The sequence below is a fragment of the Phycisphaerales bacterium genome (assembly GCA_035627955.1).
GTDB lineage: Bacteria > Planctomycetota > Phycisphaerae > Phycisphaerales > UBA1924 > JAEYTB01.
Genome location: DASPKU010000001.1, coordinates 293,841 through 308,927 on the forward strand (window position 1 = coordinate 293,841; position 15,087 = coordinate 308,927).

General features: G+C 66.6%; 10 protein-coding genes. 3 read left to right on the forward strand and 7 right to left on the reverse strand.

What is annotated here, in order from left to right:
* Positions 1-19: 19 nt before the first annotated feature.
* Positions 20-2,398 carry a primosomal protein N' gene (gene priA / locus VD997_01215; protein HYE60589.1) on the reverse strand — a complete coding sequence of 793 codons (2,379 nt, stop codon included), beginning with the start codon at positions 2,396-2,398 and terminating at the stop codon, positions 20-22.
* A 36-nt stretch (positions 2,399-2,434) separates the two neighbouring features.
* Between priA and carA the strand changes: the two genes are divergently transcribed.
* A complete protein-coding gene (carA, locus tag VD997_01220) occupies positions 2,435-3,655 on the forward strand; it encodes a glutamine-hydrolyzing carbamoyl-phosphate synthase small subunit (protein ID HYE60590.1) in 1,221 nt (406 codons plus the stop codon).
* Between the two features lie 296 nt (positions 3,656-3,951).
* Positions 3,952-5,925: a hypothetical protein gene (locus VD997_01225; protein ID HYE60591.1), complete on the forward strand. Its 1,974-nt coding sequence runs from the start codon at positions 3,952-3,954 to the stop codon at positions 5,923-5,925.
* A 151-nt stretch (positions 5,926-6,076) separates the two neighbouring features.
* Here the strand turns inward: VD997_01225 and VD997_01230 are convergent, their stop codons facing one another.
* Both VD997_01230 and VD997_01235 read right to left on the reverse strand, forming a co-directional pair.
* Positions 6,077-6,544 (reverse strand): hypothetical protein, encoded by a 468-nt coding sequence (locus tag VD997_01230; GenBank protein ID HYE60592.1) that lies wholly within the window; start codon positions 6,542-6,544, stop codon positions 6,077-6,079.
* A gap of 67 nt (positions 6,545-6,611) precedes the next feature.
* On the reverse strand, positions 6,612-7,379 hold the full coding sequence (locus tag VD997_01235) for a queuosine precursor transporter (protein ID HYE60593.1): 768 nt from the start codon (positions 7,377-7,379) through the stop codon (positions 6,612-6,614).
* A 278-nt stretch (positions 7,380-7,657) separates the two neighbouring features.
* Here VD997_01235 and VD997_01240 point away from each other — a divergent pair, with 278 nt between their 5' ends.
* Entirely contained in the window at positions 7,658-8,866 is a 1,209-nt protein-coding gene (locus VD997_01240; GenBank protein ID HYE60594.1) for a cobalamin-dependent protein, read from the forward strand.
* Positions 8,867-9,356: 490 nt separating this feature from the next.
* Here the strand turns inward: VD997_01240 and VD997_01245 are convergent, their stop codons facing one another.
* The 4 genes from VD997_01245 to VD997_01260 form a co-directional block, all read right to left on the reverse strand.
* On the reverse strand, positions 9,357-9,563 hold the full coding sequence (locus VD997_01245; GenBank protein HYE60595.1) for a hypothetical protein: 207 nt from the start codon (positions 9,561-9,563) through the stop codon (positions 9,357-9,359).
* A gap of 85 nt (positions 9,564-9,648) precedes the next feature.
* Entirely contained in the window at positions 9,649-9,927 is a 279-nt protein-coding gene (locus VD997_01250) for a hypothetical protein (GenBank protein HYE60596.1), read from the reverse strand.
* Positions 9,924-13,184 (reverse strand): DEAD/DEAH box helicase family protein, encoded by a 3,261-nt coding sequence (locus tag VD997_01255; protein ID HYE60597.1) that lies wholly within the window; start codon positions 13,182-13,184, stop codon positions 9,924-9,926. Before VD997_01255 ends, VD997_01250 begins: the two co-directional genes overlap by 4 nt.
* A complete protein-coding gene (locus VD997_01260; protein HYE60598.1) occupies positions 13,184-15,085 on the reverse strand; it encodes a site-specific DNA-methyltransferase in 1,902 nt (633 codons plus the stop codon). Before VD997_01260 ends, VD997_01255 begins: the two co-directional genes overlap by 1 nt.
* Between the last annotated feature and the right edge of the window lie 2 nt (positions 15,086-15,087).

Consider the following 15,087-nt stretch of genomic DNA (forward strand, 5'->3'; position numbering starts at 1 on the left):
GGGTACCCTGGAACGACAATCACATCAAGGCTACTGGATCGACATCCACCGCGGTGTTGGCATCACTCTTCAGCAAGCCTTTGGCGCGGGCGGCGGCGAGGACCTGCTGGACGATCCCCGCCCGCGGGGCGAACACGTCAAGGGCGTAGCGGTACTGGTTGGCGATCCGCGAGACCGGGCAGGGGCCGGGACCACGCACCAGGGCCGAGTCGCCTGCGATTGAGCGCAGCACCTCGACCAGCTCGGCCGCGCGGTCGCGGGCCTTCTTGTCGTCCTCGTCGCGGCAGACGATGCGGGCCATGCGGGCCGCGGGAGGGAGACGTGAGCGCTGGCGGGTGGCGAGCTCCTCGCGCGCGAAGGTCACGTAGTCGTGCGCGGCCGCGAGGAGGATGGGCGGGGCGTCAGGGTTCATGGTCTGGATGATGACGCGCCCGGGCTTGTCGCCCCGGCCCGCGCGCCCCGCGACCTGGCTGACGAGCTGGAACGTGCGCTCGCTCGCGCGGAAGTCGGGGATGTTGAGCGAGGTGTCGGCATCGAGCACGCCGACGAGGCGGACGTTGGGGTAGTCCAGGCCCTTGGCGATCATCTGCGTGCCGATCAGCACGCGGGCCTCGCCCTTCGCGAACCTCGAGAGCGCGTCGTAGTAGTCGCGGGCGGAGCGCATGGAGTCGGAATCCAGCCGCAGCAGCGTCTCCCCGAGCTTGAGGCCCATGCTGGTGAACTTGCGGATGAGCTCATCCTCGGCACGCTGCGTGCCGCCGCCGAAGACGTTGAGCTTGGTGCCGCACTGGGGGCAGAGGCGGGGCACGAGCTGCTCGGCCAGGCAGTGGTGGCAGCGGACGAGCTCGCCCGCGGGCACGCCGGAGTGGCGGTGCAGCACGAGGTTGGCGTCGCAGTCGCTGCACGCGAGCGAGAAGCCGCAGGCGGCCTTGGGGCAGTTAATGTAGTGGGCGAAGCCGCGCCGGTTGAGCAGGAGGATGGCCTGGGCGCCGTCGGCGAGGGTGTGCTCGAGGGCCTGCTCGAGGGTGGGGCCGAGGAGGTGCAGGCGGCCGTCGTCACCCAGCGGCAGCTGGGCCCGGAGGCGTCGTTCTTCGCGCAGGTCGACGATCTCGACGTCGGGCAGGCGGGCGTTGCCGACGCGCTCGGTGAGTTCCCACAGCGACCACTTGGGGCTGCCGCTGGTGGCGTTGGCGTAGCTCTCAAGGGCAGGCGTGGCGGAGCCCAGCAGCACCGGGCACGGTTCGAGCTGCGCCCGCTTGATGGCGACGTCGCGGGCGTTGTAGCGTGGCAGGCGGTCCTGCTTGTAGCTGCTGTCGTGCTCCTCATCGACGACGATGAGCCCCAAGTTGGGCACGGGAGCGAACACCGCGGAGCGGGCGCCGACGACGACCTGGGCCTGGCCGGCGGCGGCGCGGGACCACTCACGGTTGCGCTGGGCGGCGGTGAGGCCCGAGTGCAGCACGGCGACGCGGGGCTTGCCGAAGCGGGCGGTGAAGCGGTCGGCGGTCTGGGGGGTGAGGGCGATCTCGGGGACGAGCACGATGGCGGATTGGCCGCGCTCCAGGACCTTGGCGATGAGGCGGAGGTACACCTCGGTCTTGCCAGAGCCGGTGACGCCGTGGAGGAGGTGGGCGTGGAACGCGCTGAGGGTGGGGGCGATGGCGTCGATGATCGCCTGCTGGGCGCGTGTGGGCGTGATGGCGGTGGTGGAGACGCCCAGGTCGCCCGAGAGGTTCTCGCGGGCGTGGACCTCTTCGGTGATGGAGGCGTGCAGGGCGCCGGCTGCGATCAAGGCCCGCAGCCGCTGCGGGGTCTTGAGGTTGAGCTTGGCGGCGAGGCTCGCGAGCGGCAGCGGGAACACGTCCGCGGGGAGGGCTCTCACCTGCTCCAGCAGCTTGCGCTGCGGCGGCTTGAGGTGCTCGAAGGCTCCGGGCAGGAGCGACACCTGTTCGACCTCGCGCCGGCCGATGCCCTGCTTCACGGCCGCGGGGATCATCGACGCTATGACCATCCCCAGCGGGCAGACGTAGTAGGTCGCCATCCACTCGGCGAGCTCGACCATGCGGGGCGGGAGCGCCGCCCCGGAACGGCGGGCCACGGGCTTGACCTTGGAGGGCGCGAGGCCGTCGAGCAGCTCGGGGCCGCCGACGGCGACGACGATGCCAGATGTCAGCTTTCCCACACCGGTGCCGCGCCCGAGCGGGACCTCGACGCGCTCGCCGATGGTGGGGGGCGTCGATGCGAGGGGGCCGTCGAGCCGGTAGGTGAGGCCTTCCGCGGTTTTCTCGGCGTTCCAGTCGATCTCGATGCCGCGCTCCACGGCCACGCGGACGTACACGGAGCCGGCCGCTGCGGCGGATTCCTGTACGGCAAAGAGACTTTCGCTGCCCGTGGCCACGCAAATCCCCGGTAGAGCGCGCTACACTCTGGCTCGATGCCCAACCACGACATCGACGCCGCTCACTCCTCCCACAACGTATCCAACCTTCCCCCGGGCCGGCTCGCCCTTGCCGACGGGTCGGTGTTCCACGGCCAGGCGTTCGGGGCGACCGGGCGGTCGCTGGCGGTTGCCGCGGAGGTGGTGTTCAACACCGCGATGTGCGGGTACCAGGAGTCGCTGACCGACCCCTCGTACACGGGGCAGATCCTCGTCCAGACGTTCCCCCTGATCGGGAACACAGGCGTGAACGATGAAGATGTCGAGTCGCGGAAGGTGCAGGTGTCGGGGTTCATCATCCGCGAACTGGCGCGCCGGCACAGCAACTTCCGGGCGACCGGCACGCTGAGCGAGTACCTGGCCAAGAACAACGTGCTGGGGCTGACGGGGATCGACACGCGGGCGCTGACCAAGAAACTGCGGACGGGCGGGTCGATGGCGGGCGTGCTGACGGACCGCACGGACCTGAGCGACGCGCAGCTGGTGGAGATGGCGCGGAACGCGCCGTCGATGGCGGGGCAGAACCTGGTGCCGCGGGTGGGGTGCAACAGCGGCAGCACGTGGAGCGAGACGCTGGGCGAGTGGGCGCCGCCGCATCACGATCCCTCGCGGAAGCTGCGGGTGCTGACGCTGGACTGCGGGGCGAAGGCGAACATTCTGCGGAACCTGGCGGAGCGCGGGTGCGAGGTGGTGGTGGTGCCGCATGACACCGGGGCGGAGGAGATCATCCGCCGCTATGAGCAGGGGGACATCGACGGGCTGTTTATCTCCAATGGCCCCGGCGACCCCGCGGCCGTGGAGCAGACCATCGCGACGCTCAAGGGCGTGCTGGGCAAGCCCGGCGAGCCGATTCCTACTTTCGGCATCTGCCTGGGGCACCAGCTGCTCGCCCTCGCGGCGGGGGCAAAGACTTTCAAGCTCAAGTTCGGTCACCGTGGCGCGAACCAGCCCGTGCTGAACGCGACCAACGGGCGCGTGGAGATCACAAGCCAGAACCACGGGTTCGCGGTTGATCCCAAAAGCCTGGAGGCGGTGGGCGGCACGGCCACGCACATCCACCTGAACGACGGCACGCTCGCGGGCTTTGCGATGAAGGACAAGCCGGTGTTCGCCGTGCAGTACCACCCCGAGGCGTCGCCTGGGCCGCACGACGCGAGCTACCTGTTCGATCAGTTCGTCGCGGCGATGGAGAAGCGCGCCCACGTGGGTGCGCGGTAGCCGCCAGTTTGCGCGCATATGCGCAGAACTATCCACAATCACTGACCTGCGTGAGGGAATCGCGTCCCCGCATCGAGGGGCGAGATGTGAGTTTTTGTTCACTTCACCCGGGCTCCGGGGTTGTGAACCGCGAATCGCCCGGTAGGTTGGCCCGCCCGCGTCGGCAGCGACGCGGCGGACGCGCCGGGACGAAGGGTGCACGCCGAGGAACGGATTCGCCGCCTACGTAGGCGACGCGGCGTGGAGAGGCCCTTCCGGCTCATGCGGCGGGACGGAGTCCCCCGAAGGCAGGCACCATGCACTACGGACGACTGATGGGCGCCGCGGCGCTCGTGGCGGCGATGACCACGATCCCGGCGGCGGCGCAGGATGTAACCCCCATCCCCAACGTTGACAAGAGCACGATCCCGCACATCTACGTGGACGCGTCGACCAAGCAGGTCCTGCCCTACGCACCACGGCTGGTGGTGCAGGACGTGTACGACTCGGACGCCAACGGCGAGTGCATCGGCACATTCGGGCACAACCACCTGATCGAGGACGTTCGGTTCAGCAACGGTCCGTGGAGCAGCTCGATCGACAAGCCGCTGATGGAGGTGCAGCTGCTGATCAGTAACAGCTTCGGGCAGATCAGCGACTACGACATCCTGGTGAAGGTGTGGCAGAACGCGAGCTTCACGAGCAACCCGATGGTGGCGGCGGGGGCGGTGCCGCTGACGACGCTGGGGCCGGTGGCGATCCGCAATGCTCCGGACCTGGCGTACCTGAACCTGATGAGCAACGGGCTTCCGCTGTGCTACATCAACGGTGATCACGCGTACGTGGAGGTGTTCGTGCTCGCGCCGGGAAGCAACCAGCTCGCCAGCGTCACGGGCGGGCTGGTCGTGACGCACCAGAACGACATGCCGGTAGGCTCGACGACCGACCCCTGGGGGCGAGACCGCAACGCCGACGGCGTGATGCAGGGCGGGCCGCTGGATGCGCCGATGCCCAACGAGCACGTGCGGAGCATCTTCGGTGGGGCGCCCTGCACCGGCAACGCGGTGATCGCGGACCTGGTGCTGCGGGGGATCGCGCCCGCAACCGAGCCGCCGGCGACGGAGATCACGCTGCAGGACAGCGGGCTGACCGTAACCGCCCCGCTCGGGCCGGGCGAGATCAAGTGGTACAAGTTCGAGGTGCCGGGCAACGTGACGGACGCGCGCCGGACGTTCCTGGACATCGACACCGAGGGCTCGCAGCTCGGGCCGGTGAACCAGCCGGTGCTGGCGCTGTTCGACGGCGTGGGGGTGCTGCTGGCCACCAACCGCGACAGCGGCAGCGACCTGCAGGCGCAGCTCAGCTTCGGCGTCGGGAACCGGCCGGCTTTCGGCAACGGCCTCGCGTTCGACGGCATGAACGGGGAGCTGACCTTCGCCTTCGGCCCGTACTACCTGGGCGTGGGCTCGTTCCCCGCCGCGCGGGTAGGAAACGGCTGGCTGCTGACCGGCGCGAGCGAGAACTCGGGCACGGTGCGGGTGAACTTCCGCACCAACGCGACGTTCGCGGGGCCGCTGGCGCCGTCGGCGGAGCCCAACTTCATCGAGATCAACAACGGGCAGACGGTCCTCGCGCCCGGGCTGACCGTGCCGCCGGTGAACCCTGGAGTGCCCGGGGCGCTGTGGTACAAGTTCACCACGTGCGGGGCGGACGGCTCCACGCCGGAGAGCTACCTCGACATTGACTTCACCGGCAGCGACTCGCCGCAGACCGCGGACCAGGTCGCGTTCGTCTTCAACAGCAGCGGCAACGTGGTGGCCTCGTCGAACGACGAGGGGCCCTGGGCGCTCCCGCAGTTCTCCTTCGGGGCGACGTGGGCCCGGCCGTCCCGCACCGGCAACCCCGCCGACCCGGTGTTCGCAGGGCAGAACGGCAGCCTGCCCGCGGGCACCTACTACCTTGCCAGCGGCTTCGCGCCGATGACGTCGCTATCAAACGCGGCGACTGACGGCCGCTGGCACGTACGCCCCCGCAGCGGCGATGACCTGAACATCCGCGTCGACTTCCTCACGGGGGTTGTGCAGTGCGGCCCCACCTGCGGCACGTCGGACTTCAACGGCGATGGCGATTCCGGCACCGACCAGGACATCGAGGCGTTCTTCACGTGCATCGGCGGGACGTGCTGCCCCACCTGCTACGCCGGCGGCTCGGACTTCAACGGCGACGGCGACGCGGGGACCGACCAGGACATCGAGGCGTTCTTCCGGGTGCTGGGCGGGCATCCTTGCTGAGCGGCTTCTGAAGCACAACTCCACGACGGTCCGAGCACGGTCGTGCCACCCGTCGGAAAAACAACAGAGCCCCGGGCCGTCTCGCGATCCCGGGGCTCCGTTGCTTTTTGGGGCTCGTAGCGCGGGGACCACCCCCCGTTTCTTCGGTAGCTCACAGGCGTGTGAGCTTGGCGTCGCGCACGACCAGCGTGCGCCCGGGGATCGGGCCGCCGTCGTTGAACTCTCTGATCTCGTCGATGCGCCCGCTGAGCATGACGAACTGGTTGACCTTGATGTCGGTGTCCTCGGGCACCACGGCCACGATCCACGCCGACCCGCGCAGGGTGCTCGGCTGGCTCACCTCGATCCGCAGGGCCTTGCCGCCGTCGGAGGACTTAGTGATCTCCTTGATCGCCACCTGCCAGCCGGGCTCCTTGATCCACTGCCCGACGTACATGTTGCCGCTCATGATCACGTCCAGCGGCGCCTTCTCCACGTCGACAAAGGTCGCCCCCGCGGGCGGGCCCGACGAAGCGGCCACCTTCGGGGCGCTCTGCTCCTGCTTCTTCTTCATCATGGTGATGCCCAGCATCACCGCGACCGCGACCAGGATCAGCGTGACAAGATGGATGGGCTTCATGCGTTGGCTTCCCCCTTGGACGGGGTGCAGCATAACCACGGGTGGGGGGGTGTTTGCAAGCCCACCGTCAGTCCTTGAGGGTGAAGGGTGTAAAGTTTGTGTGGGTATCGAAGTGGTCGACGCCCTCCTTGCGCTTGAGGAAACCCACGATGGCGTAGGTCAGGGGGGTCAGCACCACCTCCACCATCACCTTGAAGAGCCAGTTGAAGATCACGACCTGCACCAGCGTCTCGCTCTTCCAGATCCCGGCGAAGGCCACGGGGTAGAAGATCACGCTATCCAGCCCCTGGCCCACGATGGTGGACCCGATGGTCCGCGTCCACAGGAACCGGCCCCGGGTCAGCACCTTCATCTTTGCGAGCACATAGGAGTTGGCGAAGTCCCCAGCCCAGAAGGCGACGGCGGAGGCCGCGACGATCCGCCACGTCCCCCCGAACAGCGTCTCCAGGGCCGGCTGCATGCGCTCGTTGAAGGGCTCGCGCGGGTCCACCGGCAGGTGGATGACGACCTGGGCCATCAGGGTCGCAAACAGCATGGCCATGAACCCCGCCCAGATCACCCGCCGCGCCCGGGCATACCCGTACACCTCGGTCAGGATGTCCCCGAAGATGTAGGAGAAGGGGAAGAACAGGTTCCCCGCCCCGAACGCGAGCAGCGGGCCCCACAGCAGCGCCCCGTCCTTCCACTCGGGCACCACGTCGGCGTGCAGGTTGAAGAGGCAGGTCTTCCCCGGCCCGATCAGGTTTGAGCACAGCAGCACGGCGACGAAGCCGGCCATGACAAGATCGTAATAGCGGAAGCTCCTGCTTCCGGCGGGCGCGGGTTGGTCGCTCATGGCGGCAGTGTAATGAGGCGGGGTTCCAAACACGGAGGCACGGAGAGCACGGAGGGTTGGATTGGGAACGGGAAGGCCAAGGCACTACCGCGGAGTTTGCGGAGTGAGCGGAGTTGCGCGGACGGAAGGCATGGGTCAAGGCAGGAGACAATGCTCACCCCTCCCCCTGTTCCCGCCCCCGCGCACCTCCGCCCCCTCCGCGTTCCTCTTTCGGTAGCGCCTTTCTCCTTCCCCTCCGTGGCTCCGTGTTTGGTATTCCCGCCTTAGAATCCGCCCGAATGACCACCGCCCTCAACGTCCCCACTACCGAGTTCGAGAAGAAGGACCGCTGCGCCGACCTCCCGCACCGCCCTCGCGTGCTCCTGGGCAAGATGGGCCTGGACGGCCACGACCGCGGCGTCAAGGTCATCGCCCGCGCCCTCCGCGACTCGGGCGTGCACGTCATCTACTCCGGCCTCTGGCAGACGCCGCGCTCGCTCGCCATCTCCGCCCGCGACGAGGATTGCGACGTCATCTGCGCCTCCATGATGTCCAACTCGCACCTGGTACTGGGCCCGCGCCTGGTGGACGAGCTCAAGAAACTCGGCCGCCCCGACCTGCCCGTCTACATGGGCGGCATCCTCCCCCAGGAGGACCTCCCCAAGCTCATGGAGGCGGGCATCGGCAAGTGCTTCACCACCGGCGTGGGGCTGCTGGACATCGTCAACGCCGTGCACGGGGCGACGAAGGAGCGGATGCCGGATGTCGGAAGCCGGATGTCGGGCGGGAGTGGGGGCGGCAACGCCGTCACCGCCCAGCTCGCCCGTGACATCTCGCTGGTGCACGACGGCAAGCCCCTCCGCGCCGGGGCCAGACGCCGCCGCCCCCGCCGTGTCATCGGCGTGACCGGCTCCCCCGGCGCCGGCAAGTCCACCCTGGTCGCGTCCATGGCCGCGGAGTTCGTGCGGCGTGCCCAGGCCGGGGGCGCGGGCGAGCCCGGCTACTCCGGCCGCTGCGCCGTTATTGCCTTCGACCCCATGAGCCCCATCACCGGCGGCGCCCTGCTGGGCGACCGCCTGCGCGTGGACTTCAACACCCTGGACGACAAGGTCTACTACCGCTCGCTGGCCATCAGCGGCGAGGACTACGCCAGCCTGCCCGCGGTGATCGAGCTCATCGGCGGGGCCTTCGATGGGGACGCCGACGGCGGGCCCATCGACACCCTCTTTGTGGAGACCGTCGGCGCTGGACAGAACGAGACGAAGATCCGCAAGTTCGTGGACACCACCGCGGTGGTGCTCACGCCCGGCATGGGCGACGCCGTGCAGATGGACAAGGCCGGCATCCTCGAGATCGCCGACCTGTTCGTGTGCAACAAGGCCGACCACCCCGGCGAGAACGAGTTAGTAAGAGACCTCCGCGACGTCGCCGGCCGCCGCCCCATCCTCGAAACCGTCGCCACCCGCGGCCAGGGCATCACCGACCTGCTCGCCGCCCTCATCCGCTGACACCCGAAAACGCTCCCCGCCACGCCCAATAACCGATTGACCGCGTCGGACACCCCCGCCGCCACCCCCGCCGGCACGCCGCAAGCGTGGACCCGGTCTTTGATTCGGCAGCGCCAAGCCTTGAACCGGCAGCGCCAAGCCCCGAACCTGCCGCGCCAGGCCTTGAACCTGCCGCGCCAAGGCTTGAACCTGCCGCGCCAAGGCTTGGATCGGCAGCGCCAAGACCTGAACCACCACCATCACGTCCTGGTTCCCCACGGCCCAAGGCCAAAGCCTGAACGCGAAGCCCGCGAAGGGGAGCGCAGCCGCGAAGATGGAGATCCGAAAGCACCACCGCGGAGTCACGCGGAGTAGGCGGAGGTGCGCGGAGGGGGCAGGATGGGACGAGGAGTGGGGGGATGTGCGGATGCGCCGGACTGCTCCGTCACTTCGTCACTCCGCCACTCCGTCTCTCCGTCACTTTGCCACTTCGCCACTCTGCCACTTCCCCTCAGCAGCTGCCCCCGCCCAGCACGCGGAAGAACGCCTCGATGTCCGCGTCCGTGCCGATGTCGCCGTCGCCGTTGAAGTCGGCGCTCCCACACGGGGCCTCCACCAGCAGCGCCGTGGCCGGGCTCACCGTGTAGTCGCACGCGTTCGTCACCACCACCTCGTACACGCCCGTGTCCCCGCCCTGCACCGGATCGATCGTCAGCACCGGCCCGTTGCACCCGCTGATGCGCCCGCCGCACGCCAGGTTGATCCCGTTCCGCCGCCGCTGCTACGCGCCGCTGTCGTCGGTACTAGCAGACGGTGGGTCGTGGCAGCTTGTACCGGATGATGAGGTGTGCCGTATCCCTCTTGAGTTCGCCCGGCGAGACCTTCGTGTCCCCATGAGCAGCGTTCATGAGCTTCCGCATGACGCGGCAGCAGTTGGCCATACGGTGGCCTCGTCCCGGGTAGCCGCCGAGCTTTGTGTGCAGGTCGCAGCTTTCGACGTCGATTGAGGGCAGCCCGGCGGCTTCCGCAGCGGTGAAGAGGGCCCGCAACCCAGTCTCGAAGTCCTCCCCGCTCGGGATCATTGTGCACCCGCCGTGAGCGGCTCTTGGTGGTTCAGTACCTCATCGAGAGAGGTCGCACGAATGAACTTCGCAGAGTGGCCCGCCTCGCTGAGGGCCTTGAAGTGCTCCCGGCCGCAGGCGATCTTGCCCCCTTCCGTACCCCGGAGCACATCGTCGTACAGGGACGGCTTGGTTTCCACCACGAAGTACAGCCGCTCGCGGCCGTCCTCCTCGACGAGGACGGCCCAGTCCGGGTTGTAGTCGCCCAGGGGCGTGGGCACGCGGAACCAGCCGGGGAGCTTGGCGTACACCTTCACAGCCGTGTTGTTCTCGAGCTCGGTGGCGAACTTCTTCTCGATCGACTCTGAGTCGTACACCACCTGCTCGTACACGGCCTTGCGAGCGTCCATCATGCTCTTGAGGTACCCGGTCAGCTCCTCCTGCTCGAAGAGCTCCTGGGCGTAGACCTCGGTGTCGCCCAGCTTCTGGTACTTGATACCGTCCACGAGCACCATCCGCTTGCAGCGGTTGATAGCCTCGCCTGCGTGCTCGATGAACTGCTGGGGGTTTTTGCGGAAGTCGTCCAGCCGCCCGCTCTCGATGAGAACGCGGCAGATGGTGCGGCGGGTCAGGCGGGTGCGGTCCTGGAGCTCGGTCAGGATGTCGGGCAGCTCGATGTCGCTCTCGTCCAGCGTGATCGTGGGCGAGCTCTCGGTCTCGGTGGTGTCCACGCCGCCGCGGCCGATGGCCACGTCGGCCTTGCGCCACTGGAGCCGCGCCCGCGGGATGGGCGGGGCGTCCCTGAGCGCCTGGATGCACTTTTTGATCAGCTCCTCGTTGTCGAACTCGACGCGGTAGGTGGTCTTGTGCTTGATGCGGTCCCACAGGGCCTTGAAGTCATCGCCCGCGTAGACCTGCTTGTTGAGCTTGACGGGGCGGCGCTCGTCGGCGTTCTTGATCTCCAGGCGGCCCGACAGCTTCCGCAGCACCTCCGCCACCTGGTCCTTCTGAGCCTCAAACTCGGGCGGCAGGTCGAGGGTCTTCTCCTTGAGGGCGGTCTTGAGGGCGTCCTGCACCTTGCCCTGGGCGTTGACGTAGCCCTTGGCCCGGAGGTGCTCCCACAGCACCTTGGACTGCTCGTACCCCAGCGGCTTGCGCGTGCCCTGCCCGTCCACGGTGGCGATGCCCGCGAACTGGTGCTGCTCCACGATACCGAAGCGGATGCCGGTGTCCTGCTCGATCTCCTTCTGCAGCTTCTCGGCGAACTCCTCGTACCGCTCGGTCGCGATCACCGTCAGAGTGTTCACGTCGAAGCCGCGGACGCGCTCGCCCTTCTGGTTCACGCAGATGCGAAGTCCGCGCCCGATGGTCTGCCGCCGCTCCCGCTCGGTCTGGATGTCCCGCAGCGTGCAGATCTGGAACACGTTGGGGTTGTCCCAGCCCTCGCGCAGGGCCGAGTGGGAGAAGATGAACTTGAGCGGCGTGTCCAGGCTCAGCAGCTTCTCCTTCTCCTTCATGATCAGGTTGTACGCGCGCTCCGCGGCCTCGCGTCCGCCCTCGTTGCTCTCTGTGGTCTCGGTCCAGCGTTTGTTCTTGTCGATCGAGAAGTACCCGTTGTGGACCTCGGCGGCCTGCTTGCTGAGGTCCACCTCGTTGAACAGCGTCTTGTAGTCGGGGTGCCGGGCGAGGCGGGCGTACTCCTCCTCGAACACCCTGGCGTACTCGCCCTTCTCTGGATTGCCGTCCTTGTCGTACTTGCGGTACTTCTCCACCGAGTCGATGAAGAAGAGGCTGAGCACCTTGATCCCCAGCGGCCGCAGCCGCTTCTCCTTGTCCAGGTGCTCCTTGATGGTGCGGCGGATCATCTCACGCTGCACGCCCTCGGTGCTGACCCCGCCCCACACAGCACCCTTCTTGAGGAAGTGCTCGCCGTTGGGGACCTGGAGCTCGACGAACTCCTTGCCCTTGGCGACCCGGATCTCGCCGACGCGGATGTCCGCGTAGACGGCGCGGCGGGTCTCCTGCTCCAGCTTCTCGCCGCCGTAGACCACCCGCTCCTCGCGGCTGACGCCGTGGAGCCCCTGCACGTCGATCTCCAGCTTGGCGAACACCTGACCGCGCTTGTTCCCCATGTCCACGACGCGGACGTAGGGGCGGTTGTGGGCGTCCTCGATCGTGCCCGCCGCCACCTCGATCTGCTTGACAAGCTTTTCGGTGTAGGCGTCGACGGCGTCGAGTCTGTACACCATGTTGTGCTTGTCTGCGTGCGTCGCGGAGTAGCGCAGCGTGCAAAGCGGGTTCATGGCATCGAGCGCCGCCTTACCCCGCCCCTCGAGGCCACCGTCAACCGATTGCGGCTCGTCAACGATGATGATGGGGCGTGTGGCCTTGATCAGGTCCAGCGGCCGGTAGTCGTCGGTTTTCTCGCTCGGCTTGTAGAGGTTGTTGACGTCCTTCTTGTTGATCGCACCCACCGTGACCACCATCACCTGCAGGTGGTCACTCGTCGCAAACGTGCGTACGTCGCCCAAATCAGTCGAGTCGTACTGGAAGTAGTCGATCGGGACGCCTGCATACAGCGACCTGAAATGTTCCTCGGTGATCTGGAGGTTCTTGTAGACGCCCTCCTTGATGGCCACGGAAGGGACGACGATCACGAACTTGGTGAAGCCGTACCGCTTGTTCAGCTCGAAGATCGTGCGCAGGTAGACGTAGGTCTTGCCCGTGCCCGTTTCCATCTCGACAGTGAAGTCGCCAGATTCAAGGGTCCTTGAGGGCGCAAGTCCGTTTCGGAGCTGCACGTCGTTGAGGTTTTTCAGCAGCTCATCATCAAGGAGGGTGAGCTTGTTCCCGATTCCAAGCTCAGACTCGGCGAACCCGAGCCGCCCCTGCGTATTCCTGCTATTGGTCGTGACTGTGAACTCGGAGCGACAGACCTCCTGGCCGCGGAAGAGGTCGCACACGGCCTCGATAGCGGAGAGTTGGTAGGGCAGGTCGGGCTCGAAGTGCAGCTTCATCGCGGGGGTTCCGTCGGTCTCGTTGTGGGTGGGCGCGGCTACCGGTGCTTGCTTGGTCGGGACCGCCGTTGCAGGCTTGGCCGCGGTGCGGCGGGATGAGAGCGGCTTCGTGGTTTTCTTCCGGTGGGCATGCTTCGCCGCCGTCTTCTCCTTGGCCTTCGCCCGGGCCTTGGACCGTGCCGGGCTGCGGACAGCCTTGGACCGCTTCGCGGCCCGTTTGCCCGCCTTCCTGCTGGAGACCTTGCCACGGCGCTTCTGCATCACAGGCTCCGGATGTTCTTGAGGCCGTGCTGCTCGAGGATGGCGGTGACGTTGGTCTTGAGCACGTCGTCGGCGAAGGCGCTGTCACGGAAGATCACCACCGACTCGCCCGCGGGGTTCAGTTCCTTGTGCCACTTGACGATGCCGGTGGCGAGGTCCTCGCCGTCGCTGGCCTTGATCTTCTCGGCCAGGCAGGCGATGAGCGTGCCCGCGCCCACCGAGTGCACCTCCTTCCCTGCGATCTTCTTGGTCTCGATGGGGGTGCAGAGGTCGAGGCCGCGTTTGAGGAGGAGCTCGTAGAGGAGGTCTTGGGCGCTGCGATCCGCTCGCATGTGCTCGACATATTGCTCGATCGAGTCGGATAGCCGCACCGGATCAGGATCCCATCCAGTGACGTTGGAATGGTCCAACCGAAACACACGGAATCCGAGGTCGCCTTTGAATGCACGATTCTCGGTACGGAGCTTACGGCTGGCCCGCCTCAATCTCTCTTTCGTCAGTTCCGCGATGTTTGTAGGACGGTTGAGCTTCCGACAGAAGTCCGCCGCCGTCTTCTGATCGCGGTTGTCCGGGTCCAACGGCTCCGGGAGCTGCACGAGAATGAATCGCCTCGACAGCCCCTTTGCGGCATTTCTCGCCATGACAGCGTGACCAGTCGTCCCGGAGCCGGCAAAGAAATCTATCACAATGTCGTTTGGGCCTGCGCCTTGATCCAAGACGGCGGCAATCAACTCCACCGGCTTTGGGAAGCTGAAAACACGCGTTTCAAAGAGTGCGTCGATGTCGGCGGTGCCGTCGCGAGTGAAGAGCCCCTCACCGATGATCGACGAGACGCCTGTGAAATCAGAATCGAGCTCGCTCAGGAATGCCTTTCTGCGGGGGCGTCCTTCGCGCTCGGTGGGCCACAGAATGCGCCGTTCCGCGATTAGTTGGCTCATCGTGCTTCGCTCGTATCGCCACCCCATATCCGGACACCCGTAGTTGATTCGAGTTTCGGGGTCAACCAAATCGTAGTGGAGATTGGGTCGACGGTCGGCAGTTGCAATGCCAACCATGTTGGCGCTAGTCCACGGGCCTCGCTTGTCGTTGTCCGGGTTGGTGTATTGGGACAGATCCCGCTCGTCGCCCCGTACTCGATTCCCATAGCACAGCAGGTATTCGTGGTCGATCGAGGCACCGTTTACGCTGCGGTTGTCTTTGTTCTGACGGCTCTTCCATAAGAAGCAGGCAAGGAAGTTCTCCTCCCCAAACACTTCGTTTGCAGCGAGTCGAAGAGTCGACAGTTCGTTGTCGTCGATGCTAATGAAAAGGGCTCCGTCCTCTCGCAGCATGTCCCTCGCAGCCCGCAGTCGCGGGTAGATCATGTTGAGCCAGTTCGTATGAAATCTGCCGGAGGTTTCGAGGTTTGAGGTGAGCCTACGTCCATCCGAAGCGCGGTCCCCGACAAGCATCTGGTAATTCATGACCCCATTCGAAAAATCGTCCGGGTACACCAAGTCGCTGCCATGGTTGTACGGCGGGTCGATATAGATCAGCTTCACCTTCCCCGCGTAGCTCTTCTTGAGCAGCTTCAAAACCTCGAGGTTGTCGCCCTCGATCATGAGGTTCTTGGTGGTGTCCCAGTCCACGCTGTCCTCGGGGCAGGGGCGGAGGGTGCCGGTGCTGGGTTTCAAAGCGAGGGCGCGGGCCTGGCGCTTGCCGTGCCAGTTGAGGCCGAACTTCTCGTCGGCATCGGTGAGCGTGCGGTCACCCACGAGCTGCTTGAGGACATCGACGTTGATGGCCGCGCCGTCCTTGCCCTCGGTGACAATCTCGGGGAAGAGAGACTTGAGCTTGGCGATGTTCTCCGCGACCACGTCGGCGGACTGGACGAGGGGGTCGGAGGCTGTGATTTTCTGCATTG

Excerpts from the sequence above, each read along its gene's own strand:
- VD997_01240 (HYE60594.1), top strand. The coding sequence starts at position 7,658 with ATGACCACCGCCCTCAACGTCCCCACTACCGAGTTCGAGAAGAAGGAC.
- VD997_01260 (HYE60598.1), bottom strand. The coding sequence starts at position 15,085 with ATGCAGAAAATCACAGCCTCCGACCCCCTCGTCCAGTCCGCCGACGTG.
- carA (HYE60590.1), top strand. The coding sequence starts at position 2,435 with ATGCCCAACCACGACATCGACGCCGCTCACTCCTCCCACAACGTATCC.
- VD997_01255 (HYE60597.1), bottom strand. The coding sequence starts at position 13,184 with ATGCAGAAGCGCCGTGGCAAGGTCTCCAGCAGGAAGGCGGGCAAACGG.
- VD997_01230 (HYE60592.1), bottom strand. The coding sequence starts at position 6,544 with ATGAAGCCCATCCATCTTGTCACGCTGATCCTGGTCGCGGTCGCGGTG.
- VD997_01250 (HYE60596.1), bottom strand. The coding sequence starts at position 9,927 with ATGATCCCGAGCGGGGAGGACTTCGAGACTGGGTTGCGGGCCCTCTTC.
- VD997_01235 (HYE60593.1), bottom strand. The coding sequence starts at position 7,379 with ATGAGCGACCAACCCGCGCCCGCCGGAAGCAGGAGCTTCCGCTATTAC.
- VD997_01225 (HYE60591.1), top strand. The coding sequence starts at position 3,952 with ATGCACTACGGACGACTGATGGGCGCCGCGGCGCTCGTGGCGGCGATG.